Genomic DNA, 22578 nt, shown 5'->3' on the forward strand with positions numbered 1-22578 from the left:
CAACACAGGCTCGTGGCCTAAGGCCGGGTACGGCATGTGGACTGCCTGACAGAAAGAACTGGCCGGTTCTTTCTGTACGGGAGGATAATACAAGGCCGGGTAAGCGCAGCGCCACCCGGCATAAGGGCGACTCACAGCCCGGCAAGTGCCTTGTAAAATGCAGGATTCTCCCTAATCACATTAAGTACCTTCGCCGCCAGCCCGGTTGGATTGCGGCGTTTGGACTCCCAGCTCTTTATCGTATCGACGCTCGTGCCAAGCGCCTTCGCCATTTCGCTTTGCGTGATATTGAGCTGCTCTCTGATGGCACGCACATCAGCAACTTCATAGCGGGTTACTCGGGAAGCGGCTTTTCTTCCGTTATGGATCTCAACGGCCTCTTCAAGCGAAGATTTTAATTCATTAAAAATACTCATTATCAGCCTCCACCTGCCTGATTGGGGTACATAGTACACCTCTCATTTACGGCACTGGAAGCAGTATTTTTCAGAATGGAAGTCAGCTTTTTAAGTTCTGCTTTCTCTGCCTCTGTCAGGCTGTCCTTTATGCATTTTGGATAGGCCATAATGAAATAGATCACCTCCTCCGTGGCCAGAAAGTAAATCACTCTGATACCCCCTCTCTTTCCCTTTGAGGCTGCCGCCATCCTTATTTTACGTAAACCACCCGTCTGCTGGATCAGGTCACCTTTATCAGGCCACGCAATAAGTTCCTTTTGCAGATCCTTTAATTCATCATCCGTAGCAATGCTTTTAATCTGTCGGGTAAAGAGTGATGTTTCGATAAACTCTATCGCATGACTCATCCATAGTTCCTTCCCTAAACGCAGCAAAAGCCCGAATGCTTCAACACCAGGCTCATGCTGCATGGTTACTCTTCCTTGAGTAATGCTGCGCCAAATAACTGTATTTATATACAGCCTAAAGGTATTTTAAGAATCCGTTTAGACATCCGGGAACATCACGCTATTCCCCGGCGCTTCCCTGTGCAGATGGATAAAGTTCAGGTGCCGTTCATACTGGTCCAGAATGTCCGTAATCACCTGTTCCTTGCTGTAGTCCATCAGGTCATTCCCCTGGCTACCTTCCAGCAGGAACGTCTCCAGCCGGTAGTAGGTTGATTTCCCGCTACGCGCCCGGTAGGTAAAGCCAGGCACCGAGTACTGCTGCGGCCAGATCTGATAGACAAAGTTCTGCTCGTCGCCCATGTGCACCAGCAGATCCAGGTGCCCCAGGGTTTCGCCCTCCTCCGGCGGCAGGTTTTTCAGCTCCACGTAGGCACCACGCAGCTTCAGCTCCTGCGCCACCTCTTCCATCGCCGGGAAGCAGACCGTCTCCATCATCTGTTTGGTGTAGCGCGTGCCCGGGTAGTTCATCAGGCGCGACAGGCGTTTCTTCCAGCTCAGCCTGTCCTGAGCGCCCATTGGCCGCGGCGCGGTGTCGCGGCTGGCGCTGACGCGGCGGTAGTCTTCCACCTTGAGCGATTTATACAGCCCGGCCATCACGAAGAAGATCACAAAGCTGAACGGCAGGCCCATGATCACCGTGGTGTTCTGCAGCGCCGAAATGCCGTTGGTCATCAGCATGCCGAGCGTCAGCAGGCCGATGGCGACCGACCAGAAGATGCGCAGCCAGTTCGGCGCGTCGCTGTTGATGTCCTTCAGCTTTGAGGTGAAGTTCCCCAGCACCAGCGCGCCGGAATCCGCCGAGGTGACGTAAAACAGCAGGCCGGTGATGGTCGCCACGGAGGCGCTAAAGGTGAACGCCGGATACTGCGCCAGCAGGCTGTAGAAGCCGCGCTCCGGGTGCGCCATCGCTTCCTGGGCAAAGGTTGCGTTGCCGTGGATGATCTCGTGCAGCGCGCTGTTGCCGAAAATCGACAGCCACAGCAGGGTAAAGGTGAACGGGATAATCAGCGTGCCCATCACAAACTGGCGGATGGTACGGCCACGCGAAATGCGCGCCAGGAACAGGCCGACAAACGGCGACCACGCAACCCACCACGCCCAGAAGAAGAGCGTCCAGCTGTTCATCCACTCTACCGGGCGGTCGAAGGCGAAACTGTTCAGCGTCATGCCCATAAAGCGGTTCACGTAGTCGCCCACGTTAAGCACCAGGGCGTTGAGCAGGAACGAGGTGTCGCCCATAAACAGCACGAACAGGATCAGGCCCAGCGCCAGCGCCACGTTCAGCTCGGAGAGCACGCGGATGCCCTTATCCACGCCGGAGGTCACCGAAATGGTGGCGATAATCACCGAGAGCGCAATCAGCGCCGCTTTCGCCGCCATCGAATCCGGAATATCAAACAGCACGCTTAGCCCGTAGTTGAGCTGGACCACGCCAATGCCGAGCGTCGTCGCGATGCCGAAGATGGTGCCAATTACCGCCGCGATATCGACGCTGTGGCCAATCGGGCCATTAATTCTTTTCCCGAAAATCGGGTACAGCGCGGAGCGGATGGTGAGGGGCAAATTATAACGATAGCTAAAGTATCCGAGCGCCATGCCCATCAGGGCATACATCGACCAGCCTGTCAGGCCGTAGTGGAACAGCGTCCAGACCATCGCCTGGCGCGCGGCCTCCATCGTCTGCCCTGCCCCTTCCGGCGGCTGCATATACTGCGTGACCGGTTCGGCTACCGAGAAGAACATCAGGTCGATGCCGATGCCCGCGGCAAACAGCATCGCCGCCCAGCTCAGCAGGCTGAACTCGGGCTTGGACTGCTCTGGCCCGAGCTTCACCGAGCCGAAGCGCGAGCAGGCAATGCAGACCACGAAGACGATATAGAGCGTCGCCGCCAGCAGGTAGTACCAGCCGAATGTCTTCGACACCCAGTTCAGGGTGCGGCCAATCCACTCGGCAGAAAAATCGTTAAAGAAAATGGTCGTCAGGGAAAACAACAAAATCAGCCCGGCGGACGTATAAAAAACGACCGGGTTGATTTTGTCTTTTTCTCTGTCTTGTGAAAGGTCTGTCATCCAGTATCCCCACTGTTTTTGTAACTATTGAAATCCAAAATCGCAACAATTAAGACACATTTTATATTGAACGTCCAATCAAAAACCGCTTTAATAGATTACCAACGCTGATGAATGGAGTGGCAAAAATGCCCAAAGTGGGGATGCAGCCGATCCGGCGCAGGCAGCTTATCGACGCCACGCTGGAAGCAATTAATGAAGTGGGCATGCATGACGCAACCATTGCGCAGATCGCCCGTCGGGCGGGCGTGTCCACGGGGATCATCAGCCACTATTTCAAAGATAAAAACGGCCTGCTGGAAGCGACCATGCGCGACATCACCGGCCAGCTGCGCGATGCGGTATTAAGCCGCTTACGCGCCCTGCCGAACGGCAGCGCGGAGCAGCGTTTGCAGGCGATTGTCGGCGGCAATTTTGATGAAACCCAGGTCAGCGGCGCGGCGATGAAGGCCTGGCTGGCCTTCTGGGCGAGCAGCATGCATCAGCCGATGCTCTACCGTTTGCAGCAGGTCAGCAGCCGCCGGTTGCTCTCAAATCTGGTGTACGAGTTCCGCCGCGAGCTGCCGCGTGAACAGGCTGAAGAGGCGGGCTACGGGCTGGCGGCGCTGATCGACGGGCTGTGGCTGCGCGCCGCACTCAGCGGCAAACCGCTGGACAAAACCCTCGCACAATCGCTCACCAGCCACTTTATCAGCCAGCATTTACCGACCGAATAACCGAGGAGGAAGCATGTCCCGAATGGCAGAACAGCAGCTTTATATCAATGGTGGTTATACATCGGCCACCAGCGGTCGCACCTTCGAGACCATCAACCCGGCCAACGGTGAAGTCCTGGCGACCGTGCAGGCCGCCGGGCGCGAAGACGTCGATCGCGCCGTAGAAAGCGCAACGCGCGGGCAAAAAATCTGGGCGGCGATGACCGCCATGGAGCGCTCCCGCATCCTGCGTCGCGCCGTCGACATCCTGCGCGAGCGCAACGACGAGCTGGCAAAGCTGGAAACCCTCGACACCGGCAAGGCGTTTTCTGAAACCTCGACCGTCGACATCGTCACCGGCGCGGACGTGCTGGAGTACTACGCGGGGCTGATCCCGGCGCTGGAAGGCAGCCAGATCCCGCTGCGCGACACCTCATTCGTCTACACCCGCCGCGAGCCGCTGGGCGTGGTGGCGGGCATCGGCGCGTGGAACTACCCGATCCAGATCGCCCTGTGGAAATCCGCCCCGGCGCTGGCGGCGGGCAACGCGATGATCTTCAAGCCGAGCGAGGTCACCCCGCTCACCGCCCTGAAGCTGGCGGAAATCTACACCGAGGCGGGCCTGCCGGACGGCGTGTTTAACGTCCTGCCGGGCGTGGGCGCGGAAACCGGCCAGTACCTGACCGAGCATCCGGACATTGCCAAAGTCTCCTTTACCGGCGGCGTCGCCAGCGGCAAAAAGGTGATGGCTAACTCCGCAGCCTCGTCCCTGAAAGAGGTGACGATGGAGCTGGGCGGCAAATCCCCGCTGATTGTATTTGACGATGCGGATCTGGATCTCGCCGCGGACATCGCCATGATGGCCAACTTCTTCAGCTCCGGCCAGGTGTGCACCAACGGCACCCGCGTGTTTGTTCCGGCTAAATTCAAGGCCGCGTTTGAGCAGAAAATCGTTGAGCGCGTGGGCCGCATCCGCGCGGGGGATCTGTTCGATGCAACCACCAACTTTGGTCCGATGGTCAGCTTCCCGCACCGCGACAGCGTGCTGCGCTACATCGCCAAAGGCAAAGAAGAAGGCGCGCGCGTGCTGTGCGGCGGCGACGTGCTGAAGGGCGACGGCTTTGACAACGGCGCGTGGGTGGCCCCGACCGTGTTCACCGACTGCACCGACGAGATGACCATCGTGCGCGAAGAGATCTTCGGCCCGGTGATGTCCATCCTCACCTATGAAAGCGATGAAGAAGCCATTCGCCGCGCCAACGACACCGAGTACGGTCTGGCAGCAGGCATCGTCACGGCCGATCTGAACCGCGCCCACGGCGCCATTCATCAGCTCGAAGCGGGCATCTGCTGGATCAACACCTGGGGTGAATCCGCCGCGGAGATGCCGGTTGGCGGCTACAAGCACTCCGGCATTGGCCGCGAGAACGGCGTGATGACGCTTCAGAGCTACACCCAGGTGAAGTCCATCCAGGTTGAGATGGGTAAATTCCAGTCCATATTTTAACCGGGAGGTTTATTTGCAATTTGACTACATCATTATCGGGGCCGGCTCTGCCGGCAACGTACTGGCTACACGACTGACTGAAGATCCGAACACCACCGTCCTGCTGCTTGAGGCGGGCGGGCCGGACTACCGCTTTGACTTCCGCACCCAGATGCCCGCCGCGCTGGCCTTCCCGCTGCAGGGCAAGCGCTACAACTGGGCGTACGAAACCGAGCCAGAGCCTTTCATGAACAACCGCCGCATGGAGTGCGGACGCGGAAAAGGGCTGGGCGGTTCGTCGCTGATCAACGGCATGTGCTACGTGCGCGGCAACGCGATGGATCTGGACAACTGGGCGAAAGAGCCGGGTCTGGAGCACTGGAGCTACCTCAACTGTCTGCCCTACTACCGCAAGGCAGAGACCCGCGACGTGGGGCCGAACGACTACCACGGCGGCGACGGTCCGGTGAGCGTCACCACCTCTAAGCCGGGCGTAAACCCGCTGTTTGAAGCAATGGTGGAAGCAGGCGTGCAGGCGGGCTATCCGCGCACCGACGATCTCAACGGCTACCAGCAGGAAGGCTTCGGCCCGATGGACCGCACGGTCACGCCGCAGGGCCGACGCGCCAGCACCGCGCGCGGCTATCTGGACCAGGCGAAACCACGTCCTAACCTGACCATCCGCACCCACGCCATGACCGATCGCATCCTCTTTGAGGGCAAGCGCGCGGTGGGCGTTGAGTGGCTGGAAGGCGAGAGCACCATTCCGTCAAAAGCGACGGCGAATAAAGAAGTCCTCCTGTGCGCAGGCGCCATTGCGTCACCGCAGATCCTCCAGCGTTCCGGCGTGGGCAATGCTGAATTGCTGAAGCAGTTCGATATCCCGCTGGTGCATGATTTACCCGGCGTGGGAGAAAACCTGCAGGATCACCTGGAGATGTACCTCCAGTACGAATGCAAAGAGCCGGTCTCCCTTTACCCTGCCCTGCAGTGGTGGAACCAGCCGAAGATTGGCGCCGAGTGGCTGTTTGGCGGCACAGGCGTGGGTGCGAGCAACCACTTCGAAGCGGGCGGATTTATCCGCAGCCGCGAGGAGTTTGAGTGGCCAAATATTCAGTACCACTTCCTGCCGGTGGCGATTAACTACAACGGCTCGAACGCGGTGAAAGAGCACGGCTTCCAGTGCCACGTCGGCTCCATGCGCTCCCCGAGCCGTGGACACGTGCGCATCCAGTCGCGCGATCCGCACCAGCATCCGGCGATCCTGTTCAACTATATGTCCCACGAGCAGGACTGGCAGGAGTTTCGCGACGCGATCCGCATCACCCGCGAGATCATGCACCAGCCCGCGCTGGACAAGTACCGCGGCCGCGAAATCAGTCCGGGTATTGACTGCCAGACCGATGAGCAGCTGGACGAATTCGTGCGCAACCACGCCGAAACCGCCTTCCACCCGTGCGGCACCTGCAAGATGGGCTATGACGAGATGGCGGTGGTCGACGGAGAAGGCCGCGTTCACGGGCTGGAAGGGCTGCGCGTGGTGGATGCGTCGATTATGCCGCAGATCATCACCGGCAACCTGAACGCCACCACCATTATGATCGGCGAGAAGATTGCCGACGCGATCCGCGGGCGCGAGCCGCTGGCGAAAAGCACGGCGGCGTATTATGTGGCCAACGGGGCGCCGGTCAGACGCTGAGGATATTTCCCCTCCCCCTGGCCCTCTTCCATACGGGAGGGGGCTTCCCACCCAAAATTTATTTTTATTTTCCTGCATCCAGTTCACCCCCTCCCCTCGTATATGTGTATGTGAGCAATCCCTTTGCTCCCTAAACCGAGGAAAGATGATGAAAAAGCTAACCCGTGTTGCACTCGTCACCAGCGCTTTACTCTTCTGTGCAGGCACATCAGCCGCCATGACGTCAGACTCCGTGATGGTAGGCGGAGCGGAAATGTTCCCGAGCAAAAATATCGTTGAAAACGCCGTGAACTCGAAAGATCACACCACGCTGGTGGCCGCCGTCAAAGCGGCTGGACTGGTGGATACGCTTCAGAGCAAAGGGCCATTCACCGTGTTTGCGCCGACCAATGCGGCGTTTGCGAAATTGCCTGCCGGCACGGTCGAGAACCTGGTCAAACCCGAAAACAAAGCCACGCTCACCAGCATCCTCACCTATCATGTGGTCGCCGGTAATTACGATATGAAGGCGCTGGAGCAGAAAATTAAACAGGGCGGCGGACACGCGGAGCTGAAGACCGTTAACGGTCAGCCGCTGTGGATCATGAGCAACGGCCCGCACAACATTCAGCTTAAGGACGGTAAAGGCAATGTGGCGAACATTAGCACCTATGACGTTCATCAAAAAAACGGCGTGATCGATGTAATTGATACCGTCCTGATGCCTAAGTAGTTGTCTATACTTCGGAAGTGTGACGTTACCTTCCGGGAAAAACATGGATAACGCGCTGGCAGAACAGCAGCAGAAATTAATGCAGGCGGTCGCAAACGGCGATCGCCGCGCATTTGAACAACTCTATCGACTCACTTCGCCACACCTGTTTGCCGTCGCGCTGCGCATGCTGCGCGACCGCGCGTGGGCAGAAGAGATCCTTCACGACTGTTTTATCACCGTCTGGAGTAAAGCCGAAACCTACAACGCTGCACTGAGCTCCCCGATGACCTGGCTTACGCATATTGTTCGCAATCGCTGTATTGACTGGCTGCGCAGCGGGCAAACCCGCGCTGCCGAACGCGAGTCACCGTATAGCGAAGTGCTTTTGCCCGGCGAGAACGATGAGCAGAATAACTGGCACGACGATGCGCAGGCAGAGCGGCTCAGGCATTGCCTCGAACATTTGAGCAGCGAGCAGCGCCAGAGCATTACGCTCGCCTACTATCAGGGAATGTCTCACAGCGACATTGCCGACTGGCTCCAGCAGCCTGTAGGCTCGGTGAAAAGCTGGATACGTCGGGCAATGGACCATCTTCGGGAGTGCGTGGGGCTATGAATGACGCAGAAAAACGCGACGACATGCTGGCAGCAGAGTATGCCCTCGGCACGCTGCGGGGAGGAGCACGGCTTCAGTTCCAGAAAAGGGTCCTCCGTGAACCGGCTCTGGCCGCCCGCGTGGCGTACTGGCAGGACATGTTCAGCACGCTGGATAGTCATCTTGTGCCCGTCCCTCCACCCGAGACGGTGTGGAAAAGAATCGCCCTCGACCTGCCGCCCAAAAAGCCTTTACGCCAAAGTCGGCCTTATCTCGGCTGGATGGTTGCGGCCTCACTCGCCGCCCTGACGGTCGTTGCCTGGTATGCCACCCGAGCCCCGGAACTCGCTCCGCTGATGGTACTCAACGATGCCCAACAGCACGGGCAGTGGGTCGTCAGCGCGGACGCCAGCCGCCAGCACCTGAGCATTGCCCCGCTTCGACCGACAGCTGTCGCCGCGCAACACAGCCTGCAGCTTTGGCTGATCCCAGGCGGGCAGGCGCCGGTATCCATGGGGCTGCTGCATAACGACATCCCCACACGCGTCACCCTCAGGAACGCAACGCTCCCTGCTGACGCCACGATAGCCATAAGCCTTGAACCAGAGGGCGGATCGCCCACCGGCCTCCCCACAGGCCCGGTGCTTTACAGTGGCAAACTGTAATCCTCAGGCCCTGTTTGCAGGGCCGTCATCGTCCCCTTTTTATTTATATAATATTCTCGGTTACCTATAAGAATTAAATATTAGGCCTGCAATTAATTTAATTATTAAAAAACGACATTGACAGACGCTTCCGTACTCCATTAAGTTTTAAACGAACATCATTTTATTCCCGATACAGAATATATCAAAAACCGCATTAATGAATTTGTCATTATTCATTAACGCTTCTCTGCCTTTTATTTTTTGCATCACTCAATAGCGAGATAAGATCATGAATATTAGTGCAAACAAGGTGGTTGTCATCACCGGTGCCAGCAGCGGTATTGGTCAGGCCATTGCCCTCCATTTAGCGAATAACGCGTTTTCGCTGGTGCTGGTGGCGCGCCGTCTGGACAGAATTAATGCCCTGGTGGATCAGATTATTCAACAGGGCGGCAAGGCGATTGCCGTAAAGGCTGACGTGACCCGTCAGGAAGAGGTGCAGCGCGCGATTGACGCTGCCGTTGCCGCATACCAGCGCGTGGATGTGGTGATCAATAACGCGGGCTTTATGGCCATCGCCCCCCTCAGCGAGCTGAAAACCGACGAATGGGACAAGATGATTGATACCAATCTGAAGGGCGTGCTGTACGGCATCGCTGCCGCGCTCCCGGTGTTCCAGCGTCAGGGCAGCGGGCATTTTATTAACGTTGCCTCCGTTGCGGGCATCAAGGTGCTGGCCCCTGGCGGCGTGGTGTATAGCGCCACGAAATTCGCCGTCCGCGCGCTGAGCGAAGGCTTACGTCAGGAGGCAGGTAAAACTATCCGCACGACGCTTATTTCGCCCGGTGCCGTCGAAAGCGAACTGCAATTCGGCAGCTCTGACGAAGAGAGTAAAAAATTTCTCCATGAGTTTTATAAGCAGGCTATTCCGGCTGACGCAATTGCCCGCGCGGTTTTATTTGCCATAGAACAGCCTGGCGACGTTGATATTAATGAAATTGTTGTGCGTCCAACGCAGGAAGAATTTTAGCCTGCGTTAAATAATGCTGAATGAGGTGTCATTATGATTAAATCATTAACGTCCTTATCAGATCTCAATATGCGAACGGGTGCCGATATTCTTCTTGAAGTGCTGGAGAGTGAAGGCGTGGAATATATTTTTGGCAACCCCGGCACCACCGAACTTCCGCTCATTGATGCCCTGCTTCGCCATGAAAATATTCACTATATTCTGGCGCTTCAGGAGAGCACCGTGGTGGCGATTGCCGACGGCTATGCGAAAGCCTCCGGCAAAACGGGCTTTATCAATTTGCATACCGCCAGCGGCCTTGGGCACGGTATGGGGAATCTCATTAATTCGCGGATTATGAAAACCCCGCTGGTGGTGACCGTTGGACAGCAGGATACGCGACACTACGTCCGCGACCCGCTTCTGTATGATGATATTGTTTCCATCGGCTCTCCGGTCATGAAGTGGGCGCAGGAGGTCACCAGCGCCGACCAGCTCCCGGTGCTGGTGCGCCGCGCGTTTCACGCTGCCAGCTATCCTCCTGGCGGCCCGGTGCTGCTCTCCCTGCCGATGAACGTGATGGAAGAGCTGAGCGACGCCGGGATACAGACGGCGTCGAGAGTAAACTACCACACCGTTGCGGGCTCGCTGGACGAGCTGGCGGAGGCGCTCAGCGAGATCGCGCCGGGCAGGATCATGATTGTGGCGGGCGATGAGGTGCACTCCAGCGGCTCGACGCAGGAAATTGTCCAGCTGGCGGAAGCCCTCGGCGCCCACGTCTACGGCTCCTCCTGGCCGCTGAATTTGCCATTTCCCACCCAGCACGCGCTCTGGCGGGGCAATATGCCCACCACCGCCAGCGAAATCGCCAGCGTCATCAATGCCTACGATGCCGTATTTATCATCGGCGGCAGAAGCCTGATCACCATTTTGTACAGCGAGGGCGAGGCCATTCCGGCAACCTGCGCGGTGTATCAGCTCTCGGCGGATATGCACGAGCTTGGCCGCACCTATGCCACTCGCCTTTCGGTGATGGGGGATATTAAACTGTCCCTGCACGAACTGCTGCCGAAGCTTGAGCAGCGCCTGATCGCCAATACGCTGGCCCACCAGCAGCTGCTGGTGGCGGCCCGCGACGAACGTGAGAAGGAGTGGCAGTTGCAGGAAGAACGTCTGGCCGCCGAGCGGCTTCGCCCGGCCCTTTCGCCGATGGTCGCAGCCTGGGAGGTCATCCGCTCCATTCCGGCGGGTACCACCATCGTTGATGAAGCGATAGCGACCGCCAGGCATGTCCGCCGGTTCATCTCTGACCAGCAGCATCAGCGCTACTACTTTATGCGCGGCGGCGGACTGGGCTGGGGGATGCCTGCCTCCGTGGGGCATTCGCTGGGACGCGGACGGGAGCCGGTGGTCTGCCTGATCGGCGACGGGGCCTCCCTGTACTCGCCGCAGGCACTATGGACGGCAGCACACGAAAATCTGCCGGTCACCTTTATCGTCATGAATAACAGGGAGTACAACATCCTGAAAAACTTTATGAAGAGCCAGGCCGACTACAGCTCAACGCGGCTGGGCCGTTTTATCGGGATGGACCTCGTGAACCCGCATATCGATTTTCAGTCGCTGGCCACCGCCATGGGCGTCCACTGCTGCCGGGTGACCGAGGCGGCGGATATCGCCGAAGCGGTAACGCGCGGCCTGCAGTCCGGAAAAACCAACCTGATTGAAATCGCGATTTCCGCGGATTAGCCGCGTGGTTGGGCTGTACCCTACATAAAAACTTATAACCGAAACGCCTCAAGCCGCTTTATTTGCCGTCCTTCCTCGTCAAAATTCGCCGCCGCCAGCCAGGCGCGCAGCTCCGCGTCTCTTTGCGGCCATTCGCCATCAATAATAGAAAGCATATCGCTGTCGCGGTTGCGGCCTTTCCGCACCAGCCGCTGGCGTAAGCGCCCTTCCCAGACGAATCCAAGCCGCTCCGCGGCGCTGCGCGATGCGGTATTCATCGAGTCGCACTTCCACTCCAGCCGTCGGTATTTGTGGTCAAAGGCGTTTTTCAGCAGCAGCCACACCGCCTCGGTGCCGATGCGGGTGCCTTTCATCCTGCGCGACCAGGTGACGTGGCCGATCTCCACCGAGCCCTGAAAGCGCTCGATCGCCATATAGCTCACCAGCCCGACCGCCTTTTCAGTGAGTAAATCCATCACGGCGAAGGGCACCAGATCATCATCCATCACCTTTCCGGACACCCAGTGTGCGGTGGCTTCCACGCTTTCAGGCCGGGTGCTGGCAAGCCACGTCCAGTCGCTGTCGTCGCCCAGCGCGTAGGCCTCAAAGAGATCCGCCGCGTGACGCCCGGCGTCCAGCGGCTCAAGACGGCAATACTGGCCGGTCAGCGCCGTGCGGGTTAATACCTGCGCGCACTTCCAGTCCGGGACGAGATCGTTAACGGTTTGACCATATTGATTGATTTCGGGCACGGGGGTGACTCCCTGAAAGGTAAGGATTTTGTTATAGCAGGTTAAAAGGGCGGCGAAAAGAGAGGCGTTTAATAACCAGGCCGCATGCGATATATCCGCATGGCATAAGCAAAGCAGAATTTCGACTTTGAAGAAATGTGGAGTCGACCTAACGTAGCGGAGCATAAAACAATCACAATATATTCTTCTCAGGGATCGCTATGACAAAAAAACTGTTGCCGTTACTGATGCTGGCTGCGCTCTCAGGCGCTACCCACGCCGCTACGCCGCCGACGACGCTGGTGGTTGCTCAGGGTCTTGATGACATCGTGAGCCTCGACCCGGCCGAAGCCAACGAGCTCTCCAGCATCCAGACCGTGCCGAGCCTGTACCAGCGTCTGGTGCAGCCGGACCGCGATAATCCGGAAAAAATCACGCCGGTTCTGGCAGAAAGCTGGGACGCGGATGCAGCAGCAAAAACCCTGACCATCAAGCTTAAACCCGATGCAAAATTCGCCTCCGGCAACCCGCTGCGTCCGGAAGACGTGATTTTCTCTTATACCCGCGCCGTGACGCTGAACAAATCCCCGGCCTTTATCCTCAACGTGCTGGGCTGGGACGCGAGCAACATCGCCAGCCAGCTGAAAAAGGTGGACGATCATACCCTCCAGCTTCACTGGACGGCGGACGTTAGCCCCTCGGTGGCGCTGAATATTCTCTCCACGCCGATAGCCTCTATCGTCGATGAAAAAGAGGTTGCCGCGAACGTGAAGGATAATGACTTCGGCAACGCGTGGCTGAAAATGCACTCGGCGGGCAGCGGCGCGTTCAAAATGCGCGTCTATCAGCCGCATCAGGCCATCGTGCTGGAAGCCAACGATTCCGCGCCCGGCGGCGCGCCGAAGCTCAAAAGCATCATCATTAAAAACGTCCCCGATCCGGCTTCACGCCGCCTGCTGATCCAGCAGGGGGATGCGGACGTGGCGCGCGATCTGGGTGCAGACCAGATTAGCGCCCTGGACGGCAAGCCGGGCGTGAAGGTGCTGAGCATGCCGTCCGCCGAGCAGAATTACCTGGTGTTTAACACCGGCAACAGCGCCAATCCGCTGCTGAACAACCCGGCCTTCTGGGAAGCCTCACGCTGGCTGGTCGACTATGACGGCATCACGAAGAACCTGCTGAAAGGCCAGTATTTTGTTCACCAGAGCTTCCTGCCGGTCGGCCTGCCGGGCGCGCTGGAAGACAATCCGTTTAAATTTGATCCGGCAAAAGCGAAGGCAATCCTCGCCAAAGCGGGCATTAAGGACGCGCACTTCACGCTGGACGTGGAGAACAAGCCGCCGTTTATCACTATTGCCCAGTCGATGCAGGCGAGCTTTGCTCAGGGTGGCGTGAAGGTGGATCTGCTGCCTGCCGCCGGGAGCCAGGTCTATGCCCGCGTGCGCGCTAAGCAGCATCAGGCGGCGATTCGTCTGTGGATCCCGGACTACTTCGATGCGCACTCAAACGCCAGCTCCTTCGCGTGGAACGACGGGAAGTCCAGCACCGTGGCCGGTCTGAACGGCTGGAAAATCCCGGAGCTGAACAAGGCCACGCTGGCGGCGGTTGCCGAACCGGATCCGGCGAAGCGTCTGGATCTGTACAAGAAGATGCAGGAACAGCTGCAGCAGAGCTCGCCGTACGTGTTCGTCGATCAGGGCAAAACCCAGATCGCGGTGCGCGATAACGTGAAGGGATATCAGCAGGGACTGAACGCGGATATGGTCTGGTACGATCGCGTCACGAAGTAGCCCTTGTTGCCGGGTGGCGCTGCGCTTACCCGGCCTGTGTTCTCGGTTTTTGTAGGCCGGGTAAGGCGAAGCCGCACCCGGCATGAAGAGATTTCCCATGCCACATCTTTCCACCCGCGTGCTTCAGGGTCTGCTGACCCTGCTGCTGACGCTCTTCGGGCTGCTGCTCGTCACGTTTGCGCTTTCGGCGTTTTCCCCGGTCGATCGCGTGCTGCAGATCGTCGGGGATCACGCCAGCCAGTCAACGTACTATCAGGTTCGCCACCAGCTCGGGCTGGATCGTCCCCTGCCCGTGCAGTTCTGGCACTATCTGCAAAATCTCGCCCACGGTGATTTAGGCACCGCCAGCGCCACCGGGCAGCCGGTGCTGCAGGATCTGCTGCACGCCTTCCCCGCTACGCTGGAGCTGGCGACGTTGGCGTTAATCATTGGGTCCGTGCTCGGCGTGACGGCGGGAGTGCTGTGCGCCCGCTACGCCGGTTCGCCGCTCGATGTCGCGATCAGAACGCTCACCCTTCTCGGCAACTCGGTGCCGATTTTCTGGCTTGGCCTGCTGATGCTGGCCCTGTTCTACGCGAAGCTGCAGTGGAGCGTGGGCCCCGGCAGGCTGGACGATATCTGGCAGTTCACCGTCGAGCCGCGCACCGGCTTTGCGCTGATAGACACCTGGCTTTCCGGCGATCGCGAGGCATTCCGCAACGCCATCAGCCACCTGGTGCTGCCGGTGCTGCTGCTGGCCTATTACTCGCTGGCAAGCATTACCCGTCTGACCCGCTCGGCCTGCCTCAGCGAAATGAACAAGGAGTACATCCTGCTTGCCCGCGCCAAGGGTGCCGGGGAGATGGCCATTCTGCTGCGCCACGTGCTGCCGAACATTCGCAGCACCCTACTGACGGTGATCGCCCTGGCCTATACCAGCATGCTGGAAGGGGCGGTATTAACCGAAACCGTGTTCTCGTGGCCGGGCATTGGACGATATCTCACCACCGCCCTGTTCGCCGGAGACACGACCGCGGTTATGGGCGGTACGCTGCTGATTGGCGTCTGCTTTGTGCTGATCAATAACCTTACCGACCTGCTTGTGCGGGCGACCGATCCCAGGGTGCGCTGATGCCGTTTTATCTCTTCTTACGCCGCCTGCGCCGCTCCCCTGCCGCCGTTTGCGGACTGACTGGCCTCGCGCTGCTGGTGTTTATTGCCCTGTTCGCGCCCTGGCTGGCGCCGGTTGATCCGAACTGGCAGGACGCTGCCGCGCGCCTGGAGGCGCCTGGCGCCCGGCACTGGCTGGGCACCGACAGCTACGGGCGCGATCTGCTCTCGCGCCTGATTTACGGCACCCGTCCGGCGCTCGGGCTGGTGGCCCTGGTGACGGTCATTACCCTGCCCGCCGGGCTGCTGGTGGGCATTTTGTCCGGCTACTACGGCGGCTGGGTGGAGCGTATCCTGATGCGCTTTACCGACGTGGTGATGTCGATGCCGCGCCTGATCCTCGCCTTCGCGTTTGTGGCGATGCTTGGCCCGGGGCTGGTCAACGGCGCGCTGGCGCTGGCCTTAACGACCTGGCCCGCCTACGCGCGTCAGGCGCGGAGCGAGATTCAGCGTCTGCGCCACAGCGATTATCTGTCCGCCGCGGAGATGATGGGGATCCGCGGCCTGCGCCTGCTGGTCGGCCATATTCTGCCCCTGTGCCTGCCGTCCGCGATTGTGCGGCTGGCGCTGGATCTGGCGGGGATTATTCTGGCCGCCGCCGGTCTCGGCTTCCTCGGCCTTGGCGCGCGTCCGCCCATGGCCGAATGGGGGGCGATGATTTCCGACGGCATGCAGGTGATTTTCGACCAGTGGTGGATTGCCGCCATTCCTGGCGGCGCCATCCTTTTTGCCAGCCTGGCGTTTAACCTGCTGGGCGATGGCCTGCGCGACGTACTGGAGCCACAGCATGACTGAACACCGCGTTATCGTCGATGCGCTGAATATCGACTACCCGGCCGCGCGCGTGGTCAACAACCTGAGCTTTCGGCTTGGCAACGAACGGCTGGCGCTGGTGGGGGAATCCGGCTCCGGTAAGTCGATGTCCGCCCGCGCCCTGATGGGTCTGGTGCGCAAACCCGGTATCGTGAGCGCGAACCGGCTCAACGTGCTTGGCAACGATCTACTGACCCTGAACGCCCGCCGCTGGCAGGCGCTGCGCGGCAACGGGATTGCGATGGTCCTGCAGGACCCGCGCTACGCCCTTAATCCCGCGAAAAGCGTCGCCGCCCAGCTTGATGAGGCCCTCACGCTGCATCAGCGCCTGACGCGCCCGGAGCGTGCGGCGCGCATTCACGACATCATCAGCGCCGTCGGGCTGAACGAGAACGTGCTGTCACGCTATCCCGGCGAGCTTTCCGGGGGCATGGGCCAGCGGGTGATGATTGCGATTGCGCTGATCAACAACCCGCAGGTGCTGATTGCCGACGAACCGACCTCCGCGCTGGACGCCCGCCTGCGCAACCAGATCCTCGAGCTGCTGGTGCAGCAGTGCGAAGAACGCCAGATGGCGATGCTGTTAATCAGCCACGATCTGCCGCTGGTGGCGGAGCACTGCGACCGCGTGCTGGTGATGTATCAGGGTGAAAAGGTCGATGAGATGGCGGCGAACCGGCTCCCGCAGGCGACGCATCCGTACACGCGCACCCTGTGGACCTGTCGTCCAGACGCCCATACTTATGGACAGATGCTGCCGACGCTCGATCGTTCGCAGCCGTGGAAGGAGGCCAGCGATGGCGCTCGTTGAGGTTAACCAGGTGCAGGTCACCTTCGGGGAAAAAACGGCGGTCTCTGCCGCCAGCTTTAGCATAGAGAGAGGCGAGACGTTCAGCCTGATTGGCGAATCCGGCTGCGGCAAATCGACCCTTCTGCGCGTGCTGGCAGGGCTACAGCGCGACTGGCGCGGCGGTATTGCGCTGCTGGGAGAAACGTTAACGCCAGGGCGCCGCTTTGAAGGCAAGCTTCGCCGCAACGTGCAGATGGTGTTTCAGGATCCGTGGGCGTCGCTGCATCCAAACCACACCATTGCGCGCACCCTGTCGGAGCCGCTAAGCCTCCACGGCGAAACGCAGGTTGTGGAAAAGGTGGCGGATGCGCTGCAGCAGGTGGGGCTTTCCGCCGACGCGGGCAGGCGCTACCCGCACCAGCTTTCCGGCGGCCAGCGCCAGCGCGTTGCCATTGCCCGGGCGCTGCTGCTGCGCCCGCAGCTTCTGCTGCTGGATGAACCGACCTCGGCGCTGGATATGTCGGTGCAGGCGGAAATCCTGAACCTGCTTAACCGCCTGAAGGCCGAGCATGAGATGACCTATCTGCTGGTGAGCCACGACGCGGACGTGATTGCCCATATGTCCGACCGGGCAGCGTTTATGGCGCACGGGGCGATTCAGAAGGTGTTTGACCGTGAGGCGATGTTACGGGGCGAGCACAGAATGGGTTAAGTTTTGCAGGCCGGGTAAGGCATCGCCGCCACCCGGCATAAAATTACTTCAGCAGCTTAACCGTCGCGTCGATGTCGATTTCATCTTCGGTAAAGATCATCGTCGTGTTCTGGAAGGTGGTGATCGCCAGCTTCTTCACCGTGCGCATTTCGCCCGGCTTCTTGTCGGATTTTGGTTTAATGCTGTTCATCAGCAGACCCACCGACAGCACCGCGTTCTCTTTGTCGATTTTGGTCTCAACGGGCTCTTCTTCGCTGAATACCACGAAGGATTTGATCGAGGTGAGCTTCACGCGCTCGCCTGCAATATAGAGGTGCTTACTTTCGGGGATCACCTTCACCGCATACGCGGAAAGGCCTTTGGTGTTGGTGGTTGGCTCGAAGGTCACCGCAGCGTCTTTTTTAATCAGATCGGGGTTCGCGACCTTAATCACATGAAAATAGCGGTTGTCGCCGTTTTCATCTTTGATAAATCCAAAGCCTTTATCTTTAAACCACGTTGTGATTGTACCGTTCATCGCTGTTACCACCTGTCAGATCGTAATGACTAAAGTTTTGCAGCGCGCAGTGTAATGCACAATGGCGGAGGAGACAAAAAAAAGCCCCTGCGCGGAGGCAGGGGAAAACTCATGTCAGAGCTTATTAGAATTTAGTTGAACACCATCCCACCATCGATGAGCAGAGACTGGCCGGTCATATAGTCAGAGTCTGGCCCGGCAAGATATGAAACGCAGGCGGCAACATCTTCCGGTTCGGACAGGCGGCCAAGCGTAATGCGTTTGGCGAAGGTCTCGGTCCCGTAGCCGAGCGGTTTACCCGCTGCCTCGGAAACCTGACGGTCGATCTCCGCCCACATCGGCGTTTTAACGATGCCCGGGCAGTAGGCGTTAACGGTGATCCCCAGCGGAGCAAGATCCCGTGCGGCGGTCTGGGTTAAGCCGCGCACCGCGAATTTACTGGAACTGTAGACGGCCAGCTCCGGGTTGCCGGTATGCCCCGCCTGGGAGCAGGCGTTGATGATTTTGCCGCCGTGTCCCTCTTTGCGGAACGCGTCAATCGCGGCCTGAATGCCCCAGATCACCCCTTTTACGTTGATGTTGTAGACCTTGTCGACAATCTCCGGCGTGATGGATTCGATCGGCGTGGACGGCGCGACCCCGGCGTTGTTGACGATAACGTTGAAGCCGCCCAGCTCGGTGCGGGCTTTCTCCACGGCCGCAAACACTTGGTCGCGGTCAGAGACGTCGACCTTCACGGCGACAGCCTTCCCGCCGCTGCGGGTGATTTCATCGGCAACCGCTTTCGCCGTCTCTTCGTTGTAATCGGCGATAGCGACGGCAAAACCATCCTTAACCAGACGAAGCGCGATCGCTTTGCCAATCCCCTGGCCTGAGCCGGTTACGAGAGCCACTTTTTGCATTTCTCTGTCCTTATGTTGATTCACAAAATCTGGCTGAGATGGAGCTGGCCCATCAGCAGCGGGTTATCGCTGTAGTCGACGGGAATGGCCACCACGGCCGGGCCATCGACATCCATTGCGGCACGCAGCGTCGGTTCGAGCGCGTCGGCACTCTCGACGGCAAAACCTTTTGCGCCGAACGCGTCGGCATAGGCTTTGAAATCGACCGGGCCGAACTCGACGCCGGAAAGACGCTGGTATTTTTTCTCTTCCTGAATGGCAACCATGTTGTAGGCGTTATCTACCCAGATGATGTGCAGCACGTTGGCGTTGAGGCGTACGGCGGTTTCCAGCTCCATGCTCGACTGTAAAAAGCCGCCGTCGCCGGAGACCGACACCACCTTGCGGCCCGGGTTGACCAGCCACGCGCCTATCGCCCACGGCAGCGCCACGCCCATGGTCTGCTGACCGTTGGAGATCATCACCTGACGCGCGCGGAAGCTGTAGAGGTAGCGGGCGATCCAGATGTGGAAGCTGCCCATATCGACGGTAAGCGTCACGTCGTTGTTCACGATGTCCTGCATGGCGCGCACGATGCGCAGCGGATGCAGGGCAAACTGGTTAAGCGATGCGCCGCGGCGGTCGAGGAGGTCCCGCTGATGCTGGCGATCGACCAGAATTTCCGAGGCGCGCTGGCTCAGTTCAATCTTGTGCTCAATGCGGCTGGCGAGCAGGTTCAGCGTGGCGGCGATATCCCCCACCAGCTCCAGATCGGGAACATACTTGCGCTCCTCATAGGCGGGCAGCACGTCAATGTGGACCAGCGTAGCGTCGCCGCTGTTCCACATAGAAGGCTCGTACTCCACCGGGCTGTAGCCGATGCAGATAATCAGATCCGCCAGATGCAGCAGCCGGTCGCCCGCCTGGTTGTTAAACAGGCCGACGCGTCCGGCAAAGCGGGTGAAGTGCTCCTGATTGACCGCCCCGGCGGCCTGGTAGGTGCTGGTGACCGGGATACGGCTTTTCTCCAGCAGCTTGCGCAGCGCGGCGCTGTTGGCGGGCTGGCTGGCCATCAGGCCGAGTAAGATGACCGGGTTTTTGGCCTTTTCAATAAGCTTCGCCACGTCGTTAATGGCGGATTCCGGTGCCGGCCCCATCAGCGCGGGACCGCTGGCGGGCAAAATCGCCCCCGTGGTGGGCTGGTCGACAATATCCTGCGGCAGGCTGACAAACGCCCCGCCCGGCCTGCCGTGCTCGGCGGCGCGAAACGCGTTGGACACCACCTCGGCAATCGCGTCCGGGGAGTTCACTTCTACGGCGTATTTTGTCACCGGGCTGAACATCGCGACGGTGTCCATGCTCTGATGCACCAGCTTCGCTTTATCCGCCCGCTTCACCGCCCCACCCAGCGCTACCACCGGGTCGCCTTCGCTGTTAGCGGTGGCAATACCGGTGATCAGGTTCGAACAGCCTGGTCCGGAGGTGACCAGCGCCACCCCGGCTTTGCCGGTCAGACGCCCCACTGCCGCCGCCATAAACGCCGCGTTGGCCTCGTGGCGTACGGGAATGATCTCAATGGAGGAGTCCAGCAGGGAATCAAAGACCTTGTCGATTTTTGCGCCCGGGATCCCGAACACCTGCTTCACGCCCTGCGCTTCCAGCTGACCGACAACCATATCGGCGCCGTGCGCCCACTGACGTGACTGTTTCTCACTGTTCACGGTAGTTCTCCTGTTAGTTTTCGACAGCGCGGATAGCCGCATCAAGGTTGCTGGGGTGCAGGTTGGCCTGTAAAAACGCGCTGTCGGCGGGCAGGTCGATCATCAGCTTGTGAATTTCACCGAAGGTGAGTACGCCGCTCTCCAGCTGGTAATCGAGCAGATGGCCGCCGCCCTGTCGGTCGTCGGTGATGAAGTGTTCGTGATAGCCCGCCACGTTGATGCCCTGCATATGCTGCGGGGTACGGAACCCCACCAGCACGCCCTCGCGCTGGTTAAAGCGGAACACCGGCTGGTCGTCCAGCACGTCGGTCATCGCCCGGTACGGCGGCGTCTGGCGCGGTACGGTGCGGGTGTGCGCATGGCGGAAATTGCCGTCGATGCGCAGCGCGCAGAACAGGTTGTCGGAGGGGATCTGCTGGTCGATCACGTCGTGGATCTGCTGACGGCTGACCGGCCCGTCGAAGGTTTTGCGGTACTGGGGCTGGAACCAGGTCATCACCGCGAACGGCGTTTTCTGCTCCGGCTTCGCGGCGCGGGCGCTGCCGTCGGCGCGCAGCTGGTACACCTGGCTGCTGAAGGCAATCATTTCGCCGTCCAGCTCGTTAAAGGTGCCGAGGCCAAAATCGCCGTGTGCCAGCAGGTCGGCGATGGTGGTCTCCCCTTCGTAGACGCCGCTTAGCAGGGCGCTCATTAGCGATGTCTGATAGATCACGCTGTCAGGATGTTGAGCCGAGAACCCGCGCAGGGTCTCGCATAAACTCGCCTCACAGTCGCATGCAGATGAATGCATCATCATGCTCGTCCTCTTCAACTTTATTTATAAAGGTTAAATAAATGTTGACCCGATTCAGCAGAGAGTTCCAATATAGAATCCATGCTGGTTTGAGACGTTTTTGATATGGAACTTCGTTATCTGCGCTATTTTGTCGCGGTAGCACGCGAGCGACACTTCACCAGGGCGGCCAACGCGCTGGGTATTTCACAACCTCCTCTGAGCCAGCAGATCAAACGGCTTGAGGAGGAAGTGGGCACGCCGCTGTTCAGGCGCCTGACGCGGGGCGTGGAGCTGACCGAGGCGGGAGAAGCCTTCTATGAGGACGCCTGTAAGATCCTGGCGCTGAGCGACGCCGCGCTGGAGAAAGCCCGGGGCATCGCGCGCGGGCTGAACGGCAGCCTGTCGATTGGCATTACCAGTTCGGATGCTTTTCATCCCAAAATCTTCGCCCTGATCCGCCAGTTTCAGGTGCAGAACATGGCAGTGCAGGTTCACCAGGTGGAAGCCAACATGTCGTCGCTGACCACGATGCTGGCGGAGGGTGAACTGGATATCGCCTTCGTGCGCCTGCCGTGCGAAAGCAGCAAGGTATTCGAATTAAAAATCCTCGACCGGGAGCCAATGGTGGTGGCGCTGCATCGCGATCATCCCCTGGCGACGTGCGGCGATCTGGCGCTGGAGGAACTTCGGGATACGCCGGTGGTGTTGTTCCCGCAGGAGGTCGCGCCGGGGCTGTATGACCGGGTTTACGGCTGCTGCGAGCGAGCCGGAATAAACGTGCAGCGCGCGCTGCAGTCGTCGCAGCTTTCCTCTTCCCTGAGCATGGTCTCCGCCGGCGGCGGGTTCGCGCTGGTGCCGAAATCCATGGCGGCCATTTCACCGCCGAATGTCACCTACCACGCGCTGCGCTCGCCGGAGCTTTATACCGATATCGCGCTCTGCTGGCGGCGCTTCGAACGTTCGCGGACGGTGAAGCGGTTTCTGGCGATGATGAGCGAAGGGTGACGGCAGCGCGGCGGTGCCCGGCGGCGCTTCGCTTGCGCGGGCCTACGGTTCGTGTCGCTGTTGGGGCTTTGGATTTTGTAGGCCGGGTCAGGCGTAGCCGCCGCCCGGCAATGCCGTTCTGGAAGCCGCCTCGCAAACCTGCAAGCAACCTTATGTAATTCAGG

At 59.5% G+C, this 22578-nt stretch carries 22 protein-coding genes; 14 read left to right on the top strand and 8 right to left on the bottom strand.

Translation table 11 applies throughout. The features are described from left to right. Window positions 1-131: 131 nt before the first annotated feature. The 3 genes from nadS to betT all read right to left on the bottom strand — a co-directional run bounded on the left by nadS (window position 132) and on the right by betT (window position 2977). Window positions 132-416 (bottom strand): NadS family protein, encoded by a 285-nt coding sequence (gene nadS / locus ACMWL8_RS20420; protein WP_041910964.1) that lies wholly within the window; start codon window positions 414-416, stop codon window positions 132-134. A gap of 2 nt (window positions 417-418) precedes the next feature. Beyond that, on the bottom strand, window positions 419-805 hold the full coding sequence (locus tag ACMWL8_RS20425) for a type II toxin-antitoxin system RelE/ParE family toxin (RefSeq protein WP_041912044.1): 387 nt from the start codon (window positions 803-805) through the stop codon (window positions 419-421). A 138-nt stretch (window positions 806-943) separates the two neighbouring features. Next, complete coding sequence (betT, locus tag ACMWL8_RS20430; protein ID WP_045260749.1) at window positions 944-2977, bottom strand: choline BCCT transporter BetT; 2034 nt, start codon at window positions 2975-2977, stop codon at window positions 944-946. Between the two features lie 128 nt (window positions 2978-3105). Between betT and betI the strand changes: the two genes are divergently transcribed. The 8 genes from betI to ACMWL8_RS20470 all read left to right on the top strand — a co-directional run bounded on the left by betI (window position 3106) and on the right by ACMWL8_RS20470 (window position 11551). Next, window positions 3106-3693 (top strand): transcriptional regulator BetI, encoded by a 588-nt coding sequence (gene betI / locus ACMWL8_RS20435; protein WP_023334836.1) that lies wholly within the window; start codon window positions 3106-3108, stop codon window positions 3691-3693. Window positions 3694-3706: 13 nt separating this feature from the next. Further along, window positions 3707-5179 (top strand): betaine-aldehyde dehydrogenase, encoded by a 1473-nt coding sequence (gene betB, locus ACMWL8_RS20440; RefSeq protein WP_045260748.1) that lies wholly within the window; start codon window positions 3707-3709, stop codon window positions 5177-5179. A 13-nt stretch (window positions 5180-5192) separates the two neighbouring features. Further along, a complete protein-coding gene (gene betA, locus ACMWL8_RS20445; RefSeq protein ID WP_028012277.1) occupies window positions 5193-6857 on the top strand; it encodes a choline dehydrogenase in 1665 nt (554 codons plus the stop codon). 148 nt (window positions 6858-7005) lie between these two features. Beyond that, window positions 7006-7569 carry a fasciclin domain-containing protein gene (locus ACMWL8_RS20450; protein ID WP_045260747.1) on the top strand — a complete coding sequence of 188 codons (564 nt, stop codon included), beginning with the start codon at window positions 7006-7008 and terminating at the stop codon, window positions 7567-7569. Between the two features lie 43 nt (window positions 7570-7612). Further along, entirely contained in the window at window positions 7613-8167 is a 555-nt protein-coding gene (locus tag ACMWL8_RS20455; RefSeq protein WP_045260746.1) for an RNA polymerase sigma factor, read from the top strand. Beyond that, window positions 8164-8811: an anti-sigma factor domain-containing protein gene (locus ACMWL8_RS20460; RefSeq protein WP_028012274.1), complete on the top strand. Its 648-nt coding sequence runs from the start codon at window positions 8164-8166 to the stop codon at window positions 8809-8811. The genes ACMWL8_RS20455 and ACMWL8_RS20460 overlap by 4 nt, the downstream gene beginning before the upstream one ends. 271 nt (window positions 8812-9082) lie before the next feature. Beyond that, window positions 9083-9823, top strand: coding sequence for an SDR family oxidoreductase (locus tag ACMWL8_RS20465; protein ID WP_028012273.1), 741 nt, complete (start codon window positions 9083-9085; stop codon window positions 9821-9823). Window positions 9824-9856: 33 nt separating this feature from the next. Then, a complete protein-coding gene (locus ACMWL8_RS20470; protein ID WP_045260745.1) occupies window positions 9857-11551 on the top strand; it encodes a thiamine pyrophosphate-binding protein in 1695 nt (564 codons plus the stop codon). Between the two features lie 32 nt (window positions 11552-11583). Here the strand turns inward: ACMWL8_RS20470 and ACMWL8_RS20475 are convergent, their stop codons facing one another. Then, on the bottom strand, window positions 11584-12282 hold the full coding sequence (locus tag ACMWL8_RS20475; protein WP_045260744.1) for a GNAT family N-acetyltransferase: 699 nt from the start codon (window positions 12280-12282) through the stop codon (window positions 11584-11586). Between the two features lie 200 nt (window positions 12283-12482). Here ACMWL8_RS20475 and ACMWL8_RS20480 point away from each other — a divergent pair, with 200 nt between their 5' ends. From ACMWL8_RS20480 to ACMWL8_RS20500, 5 genes are all read left to right on the top strand, one after another. Further along, a complete protein-coding gene (locus ACMWL8_RS20480; RefSeq protein ID WP_045260743.1) occupies window positions 12483-14051 on the top strand; it encodes an ABC transporter substrate-binding protein in 1569 nt (522 codons plus the stop codon). Between the two features lie 97 nt (window positions 14052-14148). Then, window positions 14149-15162, top strand: a complete 1014-nt coding sequence (locus tag ACMWL8_RS20485) for an ABC transporter permease (RefSeq protein ID WP_028012269.1) — start codon at window positions 14149-14151, stop codon at window positions 15160-15162. After that, window positions 15162-15995: an ABC transporter permease gene (locus ACMWL8_RS20490; protein ID WP_045260742.1), complete on the top strand. Its 834-nt coding sequence runs from the start codon at window positions 15162-15164 to the stop codon at window positions 15993-15995. The genes ACMWL8_RS20485 and ACMWL8_RS20490 overlap by 1 nt, the downstream gene beginning before the upstream one ends. Continuing rightward, complete coding sequence (locus ACMWL8_RS20495) at window positions 15988-16824, top strand: ABC transporter ATP-binding protein (RefSeq protein ID WP_045260741.1); 837 nt, start codon at window positions 15988-15990, stop codon at window positions 16822-16824. Before ACMWL8_RS20490 ends, ACMWL8_RS20495 begins: the two co-directional genes overlap by 8 nt. After that, the gene (locus ACMWL8_RS20500) at window positions 16811-17515 is read left to right on the top strand and encodes an ABC transporter ATP-binding protein (protein WP_045260740.1); all 705 of its coding nucleotides are present in this window, start codon (window positions 16811-16813) and stop codon (window positions 17513-17515) included. Before ACMWL8_RS20495 ends, ACMWL8_RS20500 begins: the two co-directional genes overlap by 14 nt. A gap of 43 nt (window positions 17516-17558) precedes the next feature. On the opposite strand, the gene ACMWL8_RS20505 is transcribed toward ACMWL8_RS20500, so the two are convergent. The 4 genes from ACMWL8_RS20505 to budA all read right to left on the bottom strand — a co-directional run bounded on the left by ACMWL8_RS20505 (window position 17559) and on the right by budA (window position 21427). Further along, the gene (locus ACMWL8_RS20505) at window positions 17559-18032 is read right to left on the bottom strand and encodes a cold-shock protein (RefSeq protein WP_045260739.1); all 474 of its coding nucleotides are present in this window, start codon (window positions 18030-18032) and stop codon (window positions 17559-17561) included. 131 nt (window positions 18033-18163) lie between these two features. Beyond that, complete coding sequence (locus tag ACMWL8_RS20510) at window positions 18164-18934, bottom strand: (S)-acetoin forming diacetyl reductase (protein WP_045260738.1); 771 nt, start codon at window positions 18932-18934, stop codon at window positions 18164-18166. Window positions 18935-18954: 20 nt separating this feature from the next. Next, a complete protein-coding gene (alsS, locus tag ACMWL8_RS20515; protein ID WP_045260737.1) occupies window positions 18955-20634 on the bottom strand; it encodes an acetolactate synthase AlsS in 1680 nt (559 codons plus the stop codon). A 13-nt stretch (window positions 20635-20647) separates the two neighbouring features. After that, window positions 20648-21427: an acetolactate decarboxylase gene (budA, locus tag ACMWL8_RS20520; protein WP_028012263.1), complete on the bottom strand. Its 780-nt coding sequence runs from the start codon at window positions 21425-21427 to the stop codon at window positions 20648-20650. A gap of 105 nt (window positions 21428-21532) precedes the next feature. Here budA and ACMWL8_RS20525 point away from each other — a divergent pair, with 105 nt between their 5' ends. Further along, on the top strand, window positions 21533-22414 hold the full coding sequence (locus ACMWL8_RS20525; protein WP_045260736.1) for a LysR family transcriptional regulator: 882 nt from the start codon (window positions 21533-21535) through the stop codon (window positions 22412-22414). The last annotated feature ends 164 nt before the right edge of the window (window positions 22415-22578 follow it).

It is taken from the genome of Enterobacter sp. 04-C-12-SI-ECC (genome assembly GCF_047530715.1).
GTDB classification, from domain to species: Bacteria; Pseudomonadota; Gammaproteobacteria; order Enterobacterales; family Enterobacteriaceae; genus Enterobacter; species Enterobacter bugandensis.

Bases quoted from the DNA above. Each gene is read 5' to 3' on its own strand.
- nadS (WP_041910964.1), bottom strand. From the start codon at position 416: ATGAGTATTTTTAATGAATTAAAATCTTCGCTTGAAGAGGCCGTTGAG.
- ACMWL8_RS20425 (WP_041912044.1), bottom strand. From the start codon at position 805: ATGAGTCATGCGATAGAGTTTATCGAAACATCACTCTTTACCCGACAG.
- betT (WP_045260749.1), bottom strand. From the start codon at position 2,977: ATGACAGACCTTTCACAAGACAGAGAAAAAGACAAAATCAACCCGGTC.
- betI (WP_023334836.1), top strand. From the start codon at position 3,106: ATGCCCAAAGTGGGGATGCAGCCGATCCGGCGCAGGCAGCTTATCGAC.
- betB (WP_045260748.1), top strand. From the start codon at position 3,707: ATGTCCCGAATGGCAGAACAGCAGCTTTATATCAATGGTGGTTATACA.
- ACMWL8_RS20450 (WP_045260747.1), top strand. From the start codon at position 7,006: ATGAAAAAGCTAACCCGTGTTGCACTCGTCACCAGCGCTTTACTCTTC.
- ACMWL8_RS20455 (WP_045260746.1), top strand. From the start codon at position 7,613: ATGGATAACGCGCTGGCAGAACAGCAGCAGAAATTAATGCAGGCGGTC.
- ACMWL8_RS20460 (WP_028012274.1), top strand. From the start codon at position 8,164: ATGAATGACGCAGAAAAACGCGACGACATGCTGGCAGCAGAGTATGCC.
- ACMWL8_RS20465 (WP_028012273.1), top strand. From the start codon at position 9,083: ATGAATATTAGTGCAAACAAGGTGGTTGTCATCACCGGTGCCAGCAGC.
- ACMWL8_RS20470 (WP_045260745.1), top strand. From the start codon at position 9,857: ATGATTAAATCATTAACGTCCTTATCAGATCTCAATATGCGAACGGGT.
- ACMWL8_RS20480 (WP_045260743.1), top strand. From the start codon at position 12,483: ATGACAAAAAAACTGTTGCCGTTACTGATGCTGGCTGCGCTCTCAGGC.
- ACMWL8_RS20485 (WP_028012269.1), top strand. From the start codon at position 14,149: ATGCCACATCTTTCCACCCGCGTGCTTCAGGGTCTGCTGACCCTGCTG.
- ACMWL8_RS20490 (WP_045260742.1), top strand. From the start codon at position 15,162: ATGCCGTTTTATCTCTTCTTACGCCGCCTGCGCCGCTCCCCTGCCGCC.
- ACMWL8_RS20495 (WP_045260741.1), top strand. From the start codon at position 15,988: ATGACTGAACACCGCGTTATCGTCGATGCGCTGAATATCGACTACCCG.
- ACMWL8_RS20500 (WP_045260740.1), top strand. From the start codon at position 16,811: ATGGCGCTCGTTGAGGTTAACCAGGTGCAGGTCACCTTCGGGGAAAAA.
- ACMWL8_RS20505 (WP_045260739.1), bottom strand. From the start codon at position 18,032: ATGAACGGTACAATCACAACGTGGTTTAAAGATAAAGGCTTTGGATTT.
- ACMWL8_RS20510 (WP_045260738.1), bottom strand. From the start codon at position 18,934: ATGCAAAAAGTGGCTCTCGTAACCGGCTCAGGCCAGGGGATTGGCAAA.
- budA (WP_028012263.1), bottom strand. From the start codon at position 21,427: ATGATGCATTCATCTGCATGCGACTGTGAGGCGAGTTTATGCGAGACC.
- ACMWL8_RS20525 (WP_045260736.1), top strand. From the start codon at position 21,533: ATGGAACTTCGTTATCTGCGCTATTTTGTCGCGGTAGCACGCGAGCGA.